This window comes from Enterobacter sp. BIDMC 30, from assembly GCF_000534355.1.
Lineage (GTDB): Bacteria > Pseudomonadota > Gammaproteobacteria > Enterobacterales > Enterobacteriaceae > Enterobacter > Enterobacter ludwigii.
In genome coordinates, this window is the sequence record NZ_KI973169.1 from 1,904,671 (window position 1) to 1,922,146 (window position 17,476).

At 42.2% G+C, this 17,476-nt stretch carries 14 protein-coding genes and 1 pseudogene; all 15 read left to right on the plus strand.

Annotation, left to right across the window (positions count from 1 at the left end):
* Positions 1 to 12: 12 nt before the first annotated feature.
* The 15 genes and pseudogenes from wcaK (at position 13) to gndA (ending at position 17,386) form a co-directional block, all read left to right on the plus strand.
* On the plus strand, positions 13 to 1,293 hold the full coding sequence (gene wcaK / locus L466_RS13350) for a colanic acid biosynthesis pyruvyl transferase WcaK (RefSeq protein WP_024908095.1): 1,281 nt from the start codon (positions 13 to 15) through the stop codon (positions 1,291 to 1,293).
* Complete coding sequence (gene wcaL, locus L466_RS13345) at positions 1,290 to 2,510, plus strand: colanic acid biosynthesis glycosyltransferase WcaL (RefSeq protein WP_014170810.1); 1,221 nt, start codon at positions 1,290 to 1,292, stop codon at positions 2,508 to 2,510. Before wcaK ends, wcaL begins: the two co-directional genes overlap by 4 nt.
* A 12-nt stretch (positions 2,511 to 2,522) precedes the next feature.
* Entirely contained in the window at positions 2,523 to 3,914 is a 1,392-nt protein-coding gene (gene wcaM, locus L466_RS13340; RefSeq protein WP_025203690.1) for a colanic acid biosynthesis protein WcaM, read from the plus strand.
* Positions 3,915 to 4,091: 177 nt separating this feature from the next.
* Complete coding sequence (galF, locus tag L466_RS13335; RefSeq protein WP_032680631.1) at positions 4,092 to 4,988, plus strand: GalU regulator GalF; 897 nt, start codon at positions 4,092 to 4,094, stop codon at positions 4,986 to 4,988.
* Positions 4,989 to 5,316: 328 nt separating this feature from the next.
* Positions 5,317 to 5,949 carry an acetyltransferase gene (locus tag L466_RS13330; protein ID WP_032680632.1) on the plus strand — a complete coding sequence of 211 codons (633 nt, stop codon included), beginning with the start codon at positions 5,317 to 5,319 and terminating at the stop codon, positions 5,947 to 5,949.
* Positions 5,942 to 6,982: an N-acetylneuraminate synthase gene (gene neuB, locus L466_RS13325; protein WP_032680634.1), complete on the plus strand. Its 1,041-nt coding sequence runs from the start codon at positions 5,942 to 5,944 to the stop codon at positions 6,980 to 6,982. Before L466_RS13330 ends, neuB begins: the two co-directional genes overlap by 8 nt.
* 6 nt (positions 6,983 to 6,988) lie before the next feature.
* Positions 6,989 to 8,251, plus strand: coding sequence for a cytidylyltransferase domain-containing protein (locus L466_RS13320; RefSeq protein WP_032680635.1), 1,263 nt, complete (start codon positions 6,989 to 6,991; stop codon positions 8,249 to 8,251).
* Positions 8,248 to 9,402: a UDP-N-acetylglucosamine 2-epimerase gene (neuC, locus tag L466_RS13315; RefSeq protein WP_032680636.1), complete on the plus strand. Its 1,155-nt coding sequence runs from the start codon at positions 8,248 to 8,250 to the stop codon at positions 9,400 to 9,402. The genes L466_RS13320 and neuC overlap by 4 nt, the downstream gene beginning before the upstream one ends.
* 27 nt (positions 9,403 to 9,429) lie before the next feature.
* Positions 9,430 to 10,686, plus strand: coding sequence for a lipopolysaccharide biosynthesis protein (locus L466_RS13310; protein WP_032680637.1), 1,257 nt, complete (start codon positions 9,430 to 9,432; stop codon positions 10,684 to 10,686).
* A gap of 92 nt (positions 10,687 to 10,778) precedes the next feature.
* On the plus strand, positions 10,779 to 12,116 hold the full coding sequence (locus tag L466_RS23930) for a DUF6418 domain-containing protein (RefSeq protein ID WP_032680639.1): 1,338 nt from the start codon (positions 10,779 to 10,781) through the stop codon (positions 12,114 to 12,116).
* Positions 12,116 to 13,078: a polysialyltransferase family glycosyltransferase gene (locus L466_RS13300; RefSeq protein WP_127341415.1), complete on the plus strand. Its 963-nt coding sequence runs from the start codon at positions 12,116 to 12,118 to the stop codon at positions 13,076 to 13,078. The genes L466_RS23930 and L466_RS13300 overlap by 1 nt, the downstream gene beginning before the upstream one ends.
* A gap of 46 nt (positions 13,079 to 13,124) precedes the next feature.
* Positions 13,125 to 13,850, plus strand: a complete 726-nt coding sequence (locus tag L466_RS13295) for a glycosyltransferase family 32 protein (protein ID WP_032680642.1) — start codon at positions 13,125 to 13,127, stop codon at positions 13,848 to 13,850.
* Positions 13,850 to 14,947 (plus strand): non-hydrolyzing UDP-N-acetylglucosamine 2-epimerase, encoded by a 1,098-nt coding sequence (wecB, locus tag L466_RS13290; protein ID WP_032680643.1) that lies wholly within the window; start codon positions 13,850 to 13,852, stop codon positions 14,945 to 14,947. Before L466_RS13295 ends, wecB begins: the two co-directional genes overlap by 1 nt.
* 144 nt (positions 14,948 to 15,091) lie before the next feature.
* Positions 15,092 to 15,835 (plus strand): annotated as a pseudogene (locus tag L466_RS0122370) (glycosyltransferase); the annotation flags it as partial.
* A gap of 144 nt (positions 15,836 to 15,979) precedes the next feature.
* The gene (gene gndA / locus L466_RS13285; RefSeq protein WP_032680644.1) at positions 15,980 to 17,386 is read left to right on the plus strand and encodes an NADP-dependent phosphogluconate dehydrogenase; all 1,407 of its coding nucleotides are present in this window, start codon (positions 15,980 to 15,982) and stop codon (positions 17,384 to 17,386) included.
* Positions 17,387 to 17,476: the final 90 nt, after the last annotated feature.

A 17,476-nucleotide genomic window follows, 5' to 3' on the forward strand; every position in this document is an offset into this window, starting at 1 on the left:
TAAGAGGCCATTATGAAATTACTTATTCTTGGCAACCATACCTGCGGCAACCGTGGCGACAGCGCCATTCTGCGCGGTTTATTGGATGCGATTAACACCCTTAAGCCTGAGACTGAAGTGGACGTGATGAGCCGTTATCCGGTCAGCTCTTCCTGGTTATTGAACCGCCCGGTAATGGGCGACCCGCTCTACAGCCAGATGAAGCAGCACAACAACGCTGCCGGCGTGATGGGACGCGTGAAGAAAGTTCTGCGCCGTCGCTATCAGCACCAGGTGTTGCTGTCCCGTGTAACTGATACCGGCAAGCTGCGTAACATCGCCATTGCTCAGGGCTTCACGGATTTCGTTCGACTGCTGTCGGGCTACGACGCCATTATTCAGGTCGGCGGATCGTTCTTCGTCGATCTTTACGGTGTGCCGCAGTTTGAGCACGCACTCTGCACATTCATGGCGAAAAAACCGCTGTTTATGATTGGTCACAGCGTCGGGCCGTTCCAGGATCCGCAGTTTAACCAGCTGGCAAACTATGTCTTCGGCCACTGCGATGCCCTGATCCTGCGTGAGTCGGTAAGCCTCGATATGATGAAACGCAGCGAGATTGACACTTCGAAAGTCGAACACGGGGTGGACACCGCCTGGCTGGTGGATCATCAGGACGACAGTTTCCAGGCGAGCTACGCAGTGCAGCACTGGCTGGACGTGGCGGCGAAACAGAAAACGGTCGCCATCACCCTGCGCGAACTTGCACCGTTTGATAAACGTTTAGGCACCACCCAGGCGGCGTATGAGAAAGCGTTTGCTGACGTGGTTAACCGTGTGCTGGACAGCGGATACCAGGTGCTGGCGCTTTCAACCTGTACCGGCATCGACAGCTATAACAAAGATGACCGCATGGTGGCGCTGAACCTGCGCAACCTGGTAAACGATCCGTCCCGTTATCACGTAGTAATGGACGAACTGAACGACCTCGAGATGGGCAAATTGCTCTCAGCCTGTGACCTCACCGTGGGCACGCGTCTGCACTCGGCGATCATTTCGATGAACTTTGGCACGCCGGCCATTGCGATTAACTACGAGCACAAGTCAGCCGGTATTATGCAGCAGCTTGGCATGCCTGAAATGGCCGTTGATATTCGTCATCTGCTGGATGGTTCGCTTGGCGCGATGGTGGGCGATACCCTGGGGCAACTGCCTGCCATCAATGAACGCCTGGCCGTCGCGGTGAAAGCCGAGCGCGAGAAGGGAATTGGGATGGTGAAATCGGTGCTCGACCGCGTCCGGGAGGGGAAATGAAGGTTGGTTTCTTCTTACTGAAATTTCCGCTGTCGTCTGAAACCTTTGTGCTGAACCAAATCACCGCGTTTATCGATATGGGATACGACGTGGAGATCATCGCCCTGCAAAAGGGCGATACACAAAATACCCATGCGGCGTATACGCAGTATGGACTGGAGGCGAAAACCCGCTGGCTGCAGGACGAGCCCTCAGGAAGAGTAAATAAGCTGCGCCACCGGGCCAGCCAGACCTTACGCGGGATCCATCGTGCGTCGACCTGGCGCGCGCTGAATGTTTCCCGCTATGGCGCGGAATCTCGCAACCTGATCCTGTCCGCCATTTGTGGTCAAACGGCGCAGCCGTACCGCGCCGATGTGTTTATTGCTCACTTTGGCCCGGCGGGCGTGACCGCCGCCAAACTGCGTGAGCTGGGGGTGATTGACGGTAAGATTGCGACCATCTTCCACGGTATCGACATCTCCAGCCGCGAAGTATTGAACCACTACACGCCGGAGTATCAGCAGCTTTTCCGCCGTGGCGACATGATGCTGCCCATCAGCGACCTGTGGGCCGGGCGTCTGAAAAACATGGGCTGTCCGCAGGAAAAAATCACCGTTTCGCGTATGGGCGTGGATTTAGAGCGCTTTACCCGCCGCCCGGTCAAGGTGCCGGGAAAACCGCTGCAGATAATCTCTGTTGCGCGTCTGACGGAGAAAAAAGGTCTGCACGTGGCCATCGAAGCCTGCCGCCAGCTGCGAGCGCGCGGCGTGGATTTCCGCTATCGCATTCTCGGTATTGGCCCGTGGGAGCGTCGTCTTCGCACGCTTATCGAACAGTATCAGCTGGAAGATTACGTGGAGATGCCAGGCTTTAAGCCAAGCCATGAGGTGAAGGCCATGCTGGATGAGGCGGATGTATTCCTGCTGCCTTCCGTGACCGGCGCTGATGGCGATATGGAGGGGATCCCGGTTGCGTTAATGGAGGCGATGGCCGTCGGTATTCCGGTGGTGTCGACCCTGCACAGCGGGATCCCGGAGTTAATCAAGTCTGATTACTCCGGCTGGCTGGTACCGGAGAATAATGCGATGGCCCTTGCGGATCGTTTAGCCGAATTTAGCGGCATCGACCAACAGGCGCTGGAGCCCGTTATCCACAACGCCCGACAAAAAGTTGAAGCAGATTTTAACCAGCAGGTGATTAATCGCCAGTTAGCGAGCCTGCTGCAAACGTTGTAACGCCGAGGTTGTATGCTGAAAAAGATTACCCGACGCACCTTTGTCTCTTCATTATCCGTCCTGGCGGCTACGCCGCTGCTGTCGTCCCGCATTGCGCGGGCGGCAACCGGAAAGACGGTCTCTGTTAACCAGTACAACAACAACGACTGGATCGCCGCCTTTAAGCAGGCATTTAACGAAGGCGACACCGTTGTTGTCCCTGCCGGGCTCACCTGTAAAAACATCAATACGGGCATTTTCATTCCTGACGGTAAAACGCTGTTGATCCGCGGTGCGTTAACGGGAAATGGTCGCGGACGCTTCGTGCTGCAGGAAGGCAGTAAAGTGATTGGTGAAGGTGACGGCCGCACGGAGAACATTACGCTGGACATTCGCGGTTCAGACTGTGTGATCAAAGGGCTGGCAATGAGCGGCTTTGGACCGGTGACGCAGATCTACATTGGCGGCAAAAAGCCGCGCGTCATGCGCAACCTGCTGATTGATAACATCAGCGTAAGCCAGGCGAACTACGCCATCCTGCGCCAGGGATTCCATAATCAGATAGATGGCGCGCGCATCACCAACAGTAAATTCAGCCATCTCCAGGGCGACGCGATTGAGTGGAACGTCGCCATTAATGACCGTAACATCCTGATCTCCGATCATGTGATTGACAACATTAACTGTACGAACGGCAAGATCAACTGGGGCATTGGCATTGGTCTCGCCGGCAGCACCTACGACAACGATTATCCGGAAAAGCAAACCGTGAAGAACTTCGTGGTGGCAAATATCACCGGCAGCAACTGTCGTCAGTTAGTCCACGTCGAAAACGGTAAGCACTTTATTATTCGCAATATTAAGGCCAAGAATATCACTCCTGACTTCAGCAAGAAGGCGGGAATAGACAACGCCACGGTAGCCATTTATGGCTGTGATAATTTCATAATTGATAATGTCGATATGGTCAATAGTGCCGGCATGCTGATCGGCTACGGTGTAATAAAGGGCGACTATCTCTCGATACCTCAGAACTTTAAGCTGAACGACATTCGCCTGGATAATCGCCAGCTTGCGTACAAACTGCGCGGAATACAAATTTCCTCCGGCAACGCCACCTCCTTTGTGGCCATCACCAACGTTGAGATGCAGCGGGCTACGCTTGAGTTGCACAACAAACCGCAGCACCTCTTCTTGCGTAATATCAACGTGATGCAGGAAGCTGCCGTCGGCCCGGCGCTGAAGATGAATTTCGACCTGCGTAAGGATGTCCGAGGCAAGTTTATGGCTAAAGATGAGACCTTACTGTCGCTGGCGAACATCAAGGCTGTGAATGAGAAAGGGCAGAGCTCCGTGGATATTGACCGCGTGGACCAGCAGGTGGTGAATACGGAGCGGCTGAATTTTGCGCTCCCGCACAGATAATCGACAATTGTCTTTTTTTGCGACTATTCCTGGCACAGAAACGCGATCTATTCAGATTACAACTACTGTTTTTTGTGATGTGGTCCCCTAACATCATATAAGAATCACGGCAAATCATGCTGGCGAAAACAGGTTAAAGAGCTATAATTCGTCAACCATTTTAAGGTGGAAGAAATAATGATTAATTTGAAAGCAGTCATTCCGGTAGCAGGCCTGGGCATGCATATGTTGCCAGCCACAAAAGCCATTCCTAAAGAGATGCTGCCGATTGTCGACAAACCGATGATTCAATACATTGTCGATGAAATTGTTGCTGCAGGGATCAAAGAAATCGTCCTGGTTACGCACTCCTCCAAGAATGCGGTAGAAAACCACTTCGACACCTCTTACGAACTCGAAGCGTTGCTTGAGCAGCGCGTAAAACGCCAGCTGCTGGCTGAAGTGCAGTCTATCTGTCCTCCTGGCGTAACCATCATGAACGTGCGTCAGGCGCAGCCGCTGGGTCTGGGCCACTCCATTCTTTGCGCGCGCCCGGTCGTGGGTGACAACCCGTTCATCGTTGTTCTGCCGGATATCATTATCGATAGCGCATCTGCCGATCCGCTGCGTTACAACCTGGCGGCAATGGTGGCGCGCTTCAACGAAACGGGCCGTAGCCAGGTGCTTGCTAAGCGCATGAAAGGCGATCTCTCCGAGTACTCTGTTATCCAGACTAAAGAAGCGCTGGAGACGGAAGGGCAGGTGAGCCGCATCGTTGAGTTTATCGAGAAACCGGATCAGCCGCAGACGCTGGATTCTGACCTGATGGCCGTTGGCCGTTATGTTCTCAACGCGGATATCTGGGCCGAGCTGGAAAAAACCGAGCCGGGTGCCTGGGACCGTATCCAGTTGACCGATGCGATTGCTGAACTGGCTAAGAAGCAGTCTGTTGATGCGATGCTGATGACCGGTGACAGCTACGACTGCGGTAAGAAAATGGGGTATATGCAGGCGTTTGTGAAGTATGGCCTGCGTAACCTGAAGGAAGGTCAGAAGTTCAGAAGCCGGATTGAGAAGTTGCTGGTAAAAGATTAACTTCCCCAGTACAAATCTAAACTAACTGAATGACAACGGATATTCTATAAGTGTATATTACATAAGAATATTTGTTGTCATTTGTTACGTATAGCAACTGCATTCTATGTCTAATTTCTGTGCGATAGAAAGCATGTTTTCACTTGTATCTGTTGCACCTTAGGATCACAATCGAATCTTGTTTTTGGTTAGATTCGGTTTCATGCGTTATGACATATGCCCGGAAGCGGTTCAGTGCACTGGTAGCTGTAAAGCCAGGGGCGGTAGCATGGATTTTATCCATATCACCTTCTGATTTGGCCCGGGTTTATCTATATAATGGTGCTAAATGAAAAATAAATTGATCATTATTGGGGCTGGGGGATTTGCTAAAGCTGTAATTGATAGCCTGGATCATAATCAGTTCGCTTTAGAAGGCTTTTTGGACAGCATGAAGTCGGGAACCCATCAAGGATATCCGATTTTGGGGCATTCGTTGGATGATATTCAGCAGTGTAAAGATTATAAGTATTTTATTGCAATCGGGGATCCCGATGACAGGGCATTCTGGTTCCAGAAAATTAAAGATGCTGAGCTTGAAACAATCAATGTAATAGATGAAACGTCTATCGTATCTTCTCGCTCCACTTTGGGAACCTGTATATATATCGGAAAAATGGCCATTGTAAATTGCGACTCTTACCTCGAAGACGGAGTTGTTATAAATACACGCGCCTTGGTTGAACACGGCAACCATATTTCCTACTGCTCAAATATTTCCACTAATGTCGTCCTCAATGGTGATGTTCGTGTTGGTGAAAAAACATTTATCGGTAGTTGTACAGTCGTTAATGGACAATTAACTATCGGAAACTCAACCATAGTTGGCTCAGGTTCGGTCGTTATACGTGATATACCCAATAATGTGGTTGTCGCTGGGTCCCCAACTCGATTATTAAAAGAAAGGAATAAAAATGGCTAATATTTATATTGTCGCTGAAATCGGTTGCAATCACAATGGTGATTTTAAATTAGCTAAGCAAATGGTTGATGAAGCAAAGAAGGCAGGCGTTGATGCTGTAAAGTTTCAAACTTTCAAAGCTGATCAACTGATTTCGAAATATGCACCGAAAGCTGAATATCAAATTAAAGTTACCGGTAATGATGAATCACAGTTGGATATGACAAGGAAGCTGGAACTGCCGTATGATGAGTTTATTAAGCTTGAAGATTATGCCAAATCATTAGGCCTGGATGTTTTCTCTACTCCCTTTGATTTTGATTCTATTGATTTCCTCGCGTCAAGGCTTCAAAAGATTTGGAAAATTCCTTCTGGTGAATTGCTTAATTTACCATATCTGGAAAAAATTGCACGGCTGCCCATCGAAGATAAAAAAATAGTTATTTCTACGGGAATGGCAACTACTGAAGAAATTAAAATGGCACTCAAGGTGCTTGGTGATAATGGCATCTCATCTTCGGATATTACAATACTTCATTGTAACACGGAATATCCAACACCTTTTGAAGATGTGAACCTGAACACTATCGCAGGATTTAAAAAAATCTTCAGTGATTATAATATCGGTTTCTCCGATCATTCTCCTGGATATTTTGCGGGTATCGCATCTGTTCCATATGGCATCACTTTCATTGAGAAACACTTTACTCTTAATAAAGATTTCGAAGGCCCAGATCACAAGGCATCGGTCACGCCAGACGAATTGAAATTATTATGTGAAGGAATTCGAGCGGTTGAGCAGTCCTTAGGCAGTTTTGAAAAATTAGTAACGCCTTCAGAAAGAAAAAATAAAATAGTAGCAAGGAAGTCTATTGTTGCAAACTGCAAAATCAAAAAAGGTGAAGTATTCTCTACCGAAAATGTTACAACAAAACGTCCTGGGAATGGAATTAGCCCTATGTATTGGTATGATTTATTAGGCCAAACCGCAGAAACAGATTTTGAAGAAGATCAGTTGATTGTACATTCTGGTTTTAAAGAACAAGAGGTATAGTTTGGAATGTTAAAGAAGATAGCAATCATTCCTGCACGCTCTGGATCTAAAGGATTAGTTAATAAAAATATATTAATGCTGATAGATCGACCATTAATAGCTTATACTATTGAAGCGGCAAAAAAATCTGAATTATTCGAACATATCATCGTTTCGACTGATTCTTATGAATATAAAGCCATCGCCGAGTATTATGGAGCAGAGGTTGTGATGCGCGGTGAGGAATTATCTTCTGATGCAGCTACCTCTTTTATGGTTGTAGAAGACGTACTGCAAAAATATAAAGGCTTTGATTACTTTGTATTATTACAACCAACATCACCTTTCCGCACAGCCGAACATATTAGTGAGGCTGTGAATCTCTTTGAAAAAGCAACGCATGCTAAATTTCTTTCATCGGTTGTCGAAAGCAGTAAAAGTATTGATTTAATAAAGCCGATATCCGAATCGTTAAGCATGGCCAATTTTGATTTAGATTTTAGTAATTACAGACGCCAGAATTACAAACAATATACTCCTAATGGAGCCATATTTATTGGTTATAATGACGATTACCTCCGACAGAAGCATTTTTTTGGCGCTGACAGCATAGCATATATTATGTCGAAAGAGGATTCTGTTGATATTGATGATAGGCTTGATTTTGATGTTGCAATTATGCTGATGAATAAAAGAGTTAAAGACAAACTCTTATTAAATTCAGTAAACAGGCGTATACATGAAAAGAAAGACGCGTTTAAACATTGCAAACCAGTGACATTAATTGGTCATTCAATTTTCGATTTTTGGGATATTGATCTTTTAGCTAACAAAAAGGTAAGTAATTTTGGTATAGCTGGAATTACGTCAGAGCAATATTATAACCTGGTATTGAAAAATGGTTTAATCGATACTGTTGGTAATGTCGCATTTATTATGGCTGGTACCAACGATATTGTTATCGATGGATGGAGTCCTTATGATACCGTGCATTGGGTTAATGAGACTATCCACTATTTATTGAATTTAAATCCAAACGTTCAAATCTATGTGCTTAGCGTCCCACCCGTCATTGGTAGAATAGAACGCAATAACAATATCATAAAAAATCTGAACCAAGTTCTCAAAACCGGTATTGAAAGTAAACACAATATTAAATGGCTTCAGTTAAGCCAAGAATTTTATGATGCCTACGGCAATCTAAATATTGAATTTACAAATGACGGATTACATTTTAGTAATAAAGCGTATGAGTGCCTTGAAAAATTAATTTTGAGTTATTTAGAATGAAAAAGAAAATTCTGTATGTTACTGGCTCACGAGCCGAATATGGTATCATGAAGCGCCTTCTTTTGGCTCTGAGAGATGACGAAGATATAGAATTAACAATCGTTGCGACTGGAATGCATTGTGATGAAAAATATGGCTTGACCTATAAAAATATTGAAAATGATGGGTTGGTTGTTAACAAACTTATTAATATCAACATTATTAGTTCAACTAACGCTGATGTCATTAGCGCAATGTCTGTTTGCCAAGAAGAATTTGGTTTATATTTTCAAGATAATAAATTTGATGCGGTGATGATTCTTGGAGACCGTTATGAGATTTTCTCTGTCGCGGTAGCAGCCGCTATGCATAATATGCCTATTATTCATCTTCATGGTGGAGAAAAAACCTTAGGAAATTATGATGAATTTATACGGCATGCTATAACCAAAATGGCTCGTCTTCATTTGGCCTCTACTGAGGAGTACCGGAATAGAATAATTCAGATGGGAGAGCATCCTGAAAGTGTGATTAATGTTGGAGCACTTGGGGCAGAAAATGCGCTTTCCATGAATTTGCCTTCAAAAGTTGAACTTGAAGAGAATTTCGGTTCTTTAAACAGACCTTATTTTGTAGTTGTCTTCCATCCTGAAACTTTAAATTCAGTTTCACCAGGTTATCAAGTTACGCAGCTACTCAATGCATTACAAAAATTTAGCAATAACTATGATTATATATTTATAGGGTCAAACTCAGATACTGGTTCAGAGGAAATAATGGCAAAAATAACCGCGTTTTGTCATTCTACGCATTCAAGGATTTTTACTTCTGTAAAACCTGAAGATTATCTTGCGCTGAATAAATATTCGCAGGGCCTTATAGGTAACTCTTCATCCGGCTTGATTGAAATTCCGTCTTTACATATCCCAACCATCAATATTGGCGATCGCCAGAAAGGGAGGGTCCGTGGAGAGAGCGTCATTGATTGCATATGCAATACCGAAGAAATTATTCAAGCGATCAATGCAAGTCAAGGAAGTGATTTCCTTGAGAAAATTAAAACGGCAAAAAATCCTTATTATAAAAATGATGTTTTGAAAGCAGCATTGACAGTCATAAAAGATTTCATGAGAAATCAAAGTTCTGAATACAAGGACTTTTATGATCTATAACTTTATTCTAAACGTTGGTCCTCGAAAATGAGTTTGGTCAGGAATTCAACGATATATTTATCCTCGAATATATTAAATGCGTTAGTACCTTTCCTATTGCTACCAATCTTAACACATAATCTCAATCCGGGAGATTATGGTCAGATTGCTATGTTTCAGACTCTTGTAAGTGGACTGGCAGCCCTAACAGGACTCAATACGATCGGTGCTGCAAATCGCCGCTTTTATGATGTCCAGACTCAAGAGGAACTTAGTATCTACAATGGGGCATGTATACACGTACTTCTGTTAAGCTCGATAATACTTTTTTTAGTTGCGGCATTATTCAGCACGCAATTAAGTGATTTGTTAAATATACCATCCTATTGGATTTACTTAGCGATAATTGTTTCAGCAGGAACATTTATAATTCAGTTACGATTAGCGCAATGGCAAATTCGTGAGAGAGCCTGGAGTTATGGTTTTCTGCAAGTAACACAAAGTATCTTAATTTTCGTATTAACATTAGTTCTTCTTTTCTTGGTTAAGCAAGGCGCAGTTAGTAGAATCAATGCTTTGCTCTTTGGCACGTTAGTCTATGTTCTGGTCTCTTTATTCACTCTCTTTAAAGAGCATCTATTGACAATTACGACCTTCAATATCTCTTATATTAAAGATGCACTGAAGTTTGGTATACCTCTCGTTCCTCATATTGTTGGAATTTTCTTTCTAAGCGCGATTGACCGAATACTGATTAGCGGTAAGCTTGGCATAGAGGAAGCCGGGGTTTACATGCTGGGGGTTCAATTAAGTCTTGGAATGGTCGTAGTATTTGATGCAATTAACAAGGCTTTGGTTCCATGGCTCTTTAGAATCCTGTCCGTTAATGATGTAGTTAAACTAAGAAAACTGGTTAAATTTTCATATTGCTATTTTGTTCTTTTATCTTTTCTTGGAATTTTATCTTTTTGGATTGGCCCGTTTGTCGTAAGTTTATTCGCAGGCCCTCAATACCAGAAAGCAACGAGCGTAATAGGATGGCTCTGTCTTGGACAAGCGTTTAACGGAATGTATTTGATGGTTACAAACTATCTGTTTTATGCAAAAAAGACTGGCCGCTTATCGATCATTACGATTAGTTGTGGGGTATTTAACATTGTGCTTTTACTCATAATGATGAAAACCAATGGGATAATTGGTGTTGCTATGGCTTTTTCAATATCAATGTGTATAAGATTTATTGCTACATGGACTCTTGTTTGGCAATTAAAACTTGTATCATGGAACATCTTTAAAAAAGCGTAATGCTACATACATACTGAATCGTTGTATTGCCTTTTATAAAAACTTTTTTAAAACACCATAATACACCTTTACTATATTTAAGGATATACCTGGTGAATATAAGCGTATTCTTGTTTTACAGAATGATTTTGCTGTCTTTGACAGGTATTCTTGCCCTAATTAACGCTTTTGGACAAGATGTAAATATAGCAGGGGTTATTGTTTTATTCATTTATTTATTCGTCGTATTTTATTATCGTCCAATTGAATTTGCCAATAATTTGATTTTTTTTGTTATCCTTATAGCCATGCTAATTGGCGGGGCTTTGATTGAAAGTGGAACTTATCTTTTTGAAATAAACGCATATAGCTATTGGAATGGCACATTTATAGTTAATTTGTTTTTTTCAATGATTTTTATCGAGTTTTTGTTGGTAAATTTTGCGCCCAATCATTCAAAATTAGTTTTGAAAATTAATCGATTTTATATAGAGATAATAATTATTACATGTATCGTCATATTATATGCAACATTTCTGAAAACAGGCGTGCCTCTTTTTAATGGTACTCACCGAACTGTATATTTTAGTTCTATAGTGCCCGGCTATGTCAATTTGATCAAGGGGAGATTAAGTTTCGTTTGCTTGGCTCTGGGTATGTATTACTTTAATACTAAATACAAACGTTATTTAATCTACTTTGTGCTTATCGTTCTTTACCATATCTTATGTTCGATCAAGGGTGGCGAGTTATTAATAATCCTGTACTGTTTTTATTTGCCTATTACCCTTCATTATGCAACAAGGTATGCAGAAGCCGAGAAGCAAAAGCTTTATAAAAAAATACGGACGACATTATTATTTTTCGTAGTCGGTATTTTTTCAGTAATATTTATCAACTATCAAACGGTCGAAAATTACGACAGCGGTACATCAGCAATCCAAAAAATTCAAAAGCGTATTGAAGCTGCTGGGCAAGTTTGGTGGGTTATTAATGACCATAGTCAGGTACCTGAAAAAATTCGTTGGGATAAATTCACGCAAAACTTTTCTGCGGGAAATAATAAATTTGATCAGGGAATGAATGAGCTTATGAATGTTGTGGTTCCGCCTAAAACGCTAGACGAATGGCGCTCAACAGAGGACCGTGGGAGAAGTCTTGCAAATGGGTTCCCAGCTATAGGATATTATTACTTTGGATATACAGGCGTCACAATATTCTTGGTTATCTTTGGCAGCATTATTATAGCCATAAAAAGGGATATCCTTGCATCATTTGAAAGTGGTGATGTTCTTTCATTTCTTTTTTTAGGGCCTATCCTTGAGTTAATCATTCGAGTCGTAGCCCAGGGCGATATAAATCTTTTCTTTGAACCAAGAACTTATGCAATATTCATTGCCTATATGGCTTACAGCCTTATGAAAAAAGCAGTGGTTGGGATAAATAGATAATGAATGTAAACTATTTCTTTTTATGGAATTATAATAAATTTCCATTTGTATACTCATTGATGAGCAAAGACGAGAGAAATATACTAGTAATCAATACTCAGGATTGTAATGACCTCTATGCAAGCTTGCTTGAACTTAGGAGGTTAGATAAGATTACTGATGTTATTCTCTTCAAGAATAATGTAACTGAATATTTCTTCAATGTCTTAAAAAGAATATCTCTTTACCCTTTTAGAAAGAATAAGCATAGCATTAATTTTTATCTTGATGGTTTTGTTGGTTACTATCCCTTAATCTTATCAAATTTAGGTCGGCCGAATAAAATTTTCTTTTATGAGGAAGGGGAAAGTACATATTGCGATGATGTGCTTTTTGAAAAAAAAGTAAAGCCACAATTAAAAAGCATTATAAATACCTTCATAAAAAAAACACTCTCTGTCCCGAAAAATTCTATTAATGACATTTCGGGTTTTTATGTCAGAGATGAAAAACGCCTTAAAAAAATATTTTCGGAAAAGAAAGATTTTACATACAAATTCCCAATTAAAGAAATTAATGATATTCAAGCCATTAAAAGTTTATCTGATTATGATAAGGATATAATTAAAGCTATATTCTTCAAGGATTTTGATTGCGATTTCTCATCTGATAAGTCTAAAAAAGCTATCGTTTTAACTCAGCCAACTTATCTTTATGGTATGCATTCTAAAGAAGAACTAGCAGCCCTTTTCAACGAACAGATAATAAAACTCAAAGAAAATAATTTTGATGTTTATTTGAAATTACACCCCAGAGAAAAAGAAGATATCTATATTAAAGAAGGTGTTCACCGCATTAATGGAAAATTCCCCTTTGAATTATTGGCAATCTATAATATTCAGTTTGATGTTGGGCTAACTTATAATTCTACAGCGATTAATTCCAGTTTGATAAAAAATAAAATATTGCTTAGTGAATTGTGATTTTTATTATATATGCATATACTAAAATTTTATTATGAGGTTTTGTGTGATTCCTAAAAAAATTCATTATTGTTGGTTTGGGCGTGGGCAAATGCCTGAGTTGGCTTTAAATTGTATTAAGTCATGGAAAGAAAAACTTCCTGATTACGAGATCGTAGAATGGAATGAAGATTCGTTTGACATAAATAGCAACAGGTATGTCAAAGAGGCCTATGAATCGAGAAAGTTTGCTTTCGTTACAGATTATGTACGGCTTTATGCGCTTTATCATCATGGTGGCATCTACATGGATACCGATGTTGAAGTGGTAAAATCATTGGATCCTTTCTTGATGCATGATGCATTTACCGGTTGTGAAGATGACATGATGTGTGTAACTGGCACAATGGCTTCAGTAAAAGGTCATAAATGGATTGGCGATCTTTTATCCGGTTATGATACCAGAACGTTTATCTTACCTGATGGAAACTTTGATAAAACACCCAATACAGGTGTAATAACAGACTTAACTATCCGCGATTTTGGCTGGAAGCCTAAAAATGAACTCCAGCATCTCAGTGAAGGGTTAGCTATTTATCCATTTGATGTATTTTGTGCTAAGCAATGGCGGACAGGTGAAATTGTCGTAACTGAAAATACGCATACAATTCATCATTTTTCCGCTTCTTGGTATTCTAAATCTGATAAATTAAAACACAGAATCGCTGTTTTTCTGGGCCCAAAAATCAGTGGGTATATAAAGCGTTTGCTTAAAAGTTTTAAGGGAAAATAATGAAAAAAGTAATGGTTGTCTTTGGCACCAGACCTGAAGCAATTAAAATGTGCCCCTTGGTTAAGGAATTAAAAACAAGAAATAAAATTGAAACGATTGTTTGTGTTACTGGACAGCATCGTCAGATGCTTGATCAGGTTCTAAGTGCGTTCAAAATTGTCCCGGATTATGATCTTTCTATAATGAAAGATCAGCAAACTTTGTTCGATGTAACCGCAAATATCCTTGATAAAATGAAGGTTATTTTAGCTGAGGTTAGACCTGACATTGTTTTGGTTCATGGGGATACGACAACCACCTTTGCAACTGCACTCGCATGTTTCTATCTGCAAATTCCAGTTGGACACGTTGAAGCTGGATTAAGAACTTATAATATTGATTCCCCATTCCCGGAGGAGTTTAATAGACAGGCTGTTGGGATTGTAGCGAAATATCATTTTGCACCTACCAATACTTCGCGGGAAAACTTGTTGCAGGAAGGGAAAAAAGCTTCTTCAATTCATGTGACAGGTAACACAGCTATCGATGCCCTAAAGACTACTGTTAAAGATAGCTATACACATGAACATCTGGAATGGGCGTCCGATAGCCGGCTTATTATGATTACGGCACACCGCAGAGAGAATTTGGGTGAACCAATGCGTAATATGTTCCGCGCAATTAAACGCATTATTGACGAAACCTCTGATATTAAAGCTATTTATCCGATTCATTTGAATCCGAACGTCAGAAAAGCGGCACAAGAGATCCTTGGTGACTGCGATCGTGTCAGAATAATCGAACCACTCGAAGTCTTTGACTTCCATAATTTCCTCTCGCGATCGTTCATCATCTTAACTGACAGTGGCGGCATTCAGGAAGAAGCCCCAAGTCTGGGCAAGCCTGTTCTTGTCATGCGCGATACTACCGAACGACCTGAGGGTATTGATGCAGGTACGCTGAAATTAGTAGGTACTAATGAAGATGTTATTTATAACGCGTTCAGAAAATTACTTGATGATAAGAATGAATATAATAATATGAGTAAAGCGAGTAATCCATATGGCGATGGATTTGCGAGCAAAAGGATTGCTGACATCTTGGAAATGGATGCCTAGTGTTTTTGCTTTTTTAATTACATGTGCTGATATGTTTTAATTAACTATCAGCCATGAATATTTATCCGGATGTGTCATAATATGAAATTCACAGTGCTACTTTCTTTATACTATAAAGAAAAACCAGAGTAACTTTATCAGTGTTTACAAAGCATTAATAATAATACACTTAAACCTGACCAAGTTGTTATAGTTTACGACGGTCCGGTTGGTGAAGATCTTTCAGCAGTTGTGAATGAATTTATTCCACTACTTAATATAAATATTGTTGAATTGCCTGAAAATGTTGGGTTGGGCAAGGCTCTTAATCATGGAATGAATTTTTGTCAGAATAATTTGGTGTTACGAATGGATACTGACGATGTTTGCCTGCCGGATCGTTTTGAACATCAAGTTTCTCTTATGACACAACATCCGAACGTTGCTTTATCTGGAGGAGCCATTAGTGAATTCAGTGAGGATATGACATGTTCTCAAGGGATCCGTTTTTCAGTATGTAGTCATGAGCAAATAAAAGAATATGCCAAAAAAAGAAGCCCATTTAACCATATGACTGTTGCCTTTAAAAAAAATGTCATTCAAAGCGTCGGTGGCTATCAGCATCATTTTTTAATGGAAGATTATAATTTATGGTTGAGAGTAATTGCTGCTGGGCATGAAACCCTTAATTTGAATAAAGTACTCGTGAATGTTCGTGCTGGTCAAAACATGATTAGTCGTAGAAGGGGACTGACTTACGTTAAAAGCGAGATCCGCCTTGCAAAATTAAAATACGAATTAAAAATTGATAATATTTTCAATATTTTTGTTTGTTCAGTCATGAGAATAGTTCCTCGATTATTACCTACCCCATTATTAGGTCTTGTATATAAGGCGCTCAGGAAATAGTCATCTTGTCACATGCCTATATTTTCCATTGTGTGCGTTTTTCATGTCTTAACCACTGGTTAAAATGATATTCATAGATTAACATCAGGCATACATTTCAAGCCGCGCATAAGTCGCGGTGACCACACCTGACAGGAGTATGTAATGTCCAAACAACAGATCGGCGTTGTCGGTATGGCAGTGATGGGGCGCAACCTGGCGCTCAACATCGAAAGCCGTGGTTATACCGTCTCCGTATTCAACCGCTCCCGTGATAAGACCGAAGAAGTGATTGCCGAGAACCCGGGCAAGAAACTGGTTCCTTTCTATACGGTGAAAGAGTTTGTTGAGTCTCTGGAAACGCCTCGTCGTATCCTGTTAATGGTGAAAGCGGGCGCAGGTACCGATGCTGCTATCGACTCTCTGAAACCATACCTCGAAAAAGGCGACATCATCATTGATGGCGGTAACACCTTCTTCCAGGACACAATTCGTCGTAACCGTGAGCTTTCTGCTGAAGGTTTCAACTTCATCGGTACCGGTGTTTCCGGTGGTGAAGAGGGCGCACTGAAAGGCCCATCTATCATGCCTGGTGGTCAGAAAGAGGCATACGAACTGGTTGCGCCAATCTTGACTAAAATCGCTGCTGTTGCGGAAGATGGCGAGCCGTGTGTGACCTATATTGGTCCAGACGGTGCAGGCCATTACGTGAAGATGGTTCACAATGGCATCGAATACGGCGACATGCAGCTGATCGCGGAGGCTTACTCTCTGCTGAAAGGCGGCCTGAAACTCTCTAACGAAGAGCTGGCAGAAACCTTTACCGAGTGGAACAAAGGCGAACTGAACAGCTACCTGATTGACATCACCAAAGATATCTTCACTAAGAAAGATGAAGAGGGTAAATACCTGGTCGATGTGATCCTGGATGAAGCAGCGAACAAAGGCACCGGTAAATGGACCAGCCAGAGCTCTCTGGATCTGGGTGAACCGCTCTCTCTGATCACCGAATCCGTCTTTGCGCGTTATATCTCTTCTCTGAAAGAGCAGCGTGTTGCGGCATCCAAAGTGCTGTCTGGCCCACAGGCTAAACCAGCCGGTGATAAAGCTGAATTCGTCGAGAAAGTTCGCCGCGCTCTGTACCTGGGCAAAATCGTCTCCTACGCGCAGGGCTTCTCTCAGTTGCGTGCCGCGTCAGACGAGAACAACTGGGATCTGAACTACGGCGAAATCGCGAAGATCTTCCGCGCAGGTTGCATCATTCGTGCACAATTCCTGCAGAAAATCACCGATGCTTATGCGGAAAACGCGGGTATTGCTAACCTTCTGCTGGCGCCATACTTCAAGAAGATTGCCGACGAATACCAGCAGGCGCTGCGCGATGTGGTTGCTTATGCCGTTCAGAACGGTATTCCAGTACCAACCTTCTCCGCAGCAGTGGCGTACTACGACAGCTACCGCGCTGCCGTTCTGCCTGCGAACCTGATTCAGGCGCAGCGCGACTATTTTGGCGCGCATACCTACAAGCGCACTGATAAAGAAGGCGTGTTCCACACAGAATGGTTGGATTAATCTGATTCTGCCATTCCATAAAGCCCGGTAGCGATACCGGGCTTTTTTATCTTGTAAAATCCACTCAACTCACTTTAACGGAATAGACTG

Coding starts and splice junctions, on each gene's coding strand:
- wcaK (WP_024908095.1), top strand. CDS start 13: ATGAAATTACTTATTCTTGGCAACCATACCTGCGGCAACCGTGGCGAC.
- wcaL (WP_014170810.1), top strand. CDS start 1,290: ATGAAGGTTGGTTTCTTCTTACTGAAATTTCCGCTGTCGTCTGAAACC.
- wcaM (WP_025203690.1), top strand. CDS start 2,523: ATGCTGAAAAAGATTACCCGACGCACCTTTGTCTCTTCATTATCCGTC.
- galF (WP_032680631.1), top strand. CDS start 4,092: ATGATTAATTTGAAAGCAGTCATTCCGGTAGCAGGCCTGGGCATGCAT.
- L466_RS13330 (WP_032680632.1), top strand. CDS start 5,317: ATGAAAAATAAATTGATCATTATTGGGGCTGGGGGATTTGCTAAAGCT.
- neuB (WP_032680634.1), top strand. CDS start 5,942: ATGGCTAATATTTATATTGTCGCTGAAATCGGTTGCAATCACAATGGT.
- L466_RS13320 (WP_032680635.1), top strand. CDS start 6,989: ATGTTAAAGAAGATAGCAATCATTCCTGCACGCTCTGGATCTAAAGGA.
- neuC (WP_032680636.1), top strand. CDS start 8,248: ATGAAAAAGAAAATTCTGTATGTTACTGGCTCACGAGCCGAATATGGT.
- L466_RS13310 (WP_032680637.1), top strand. CDS start 9,430: ATGAGTTTGGTCAGGAATTCAACGATATATTTATCCTCGAATATATTA.
- L466_RS13300 (WP_127341415.1), top strand. CDS start 12,116: ATGAATGTAAACTATTTCTTTTTATGGAATTATAATAAATTTCCATTT.
- wecB (WP_032680643.1), top strand. CDS start 13,850: ATGAAAAAAGTAATGGTTGTCTTTGGCACCAGACCTGAAGCAATTAAA.
- gndA (WP_032680644.1), top strand. CDS start 15,980: ATGTCCAAACAACAGATCGGCGTTGTCGGTATGGCAGTGATGGGGCGC.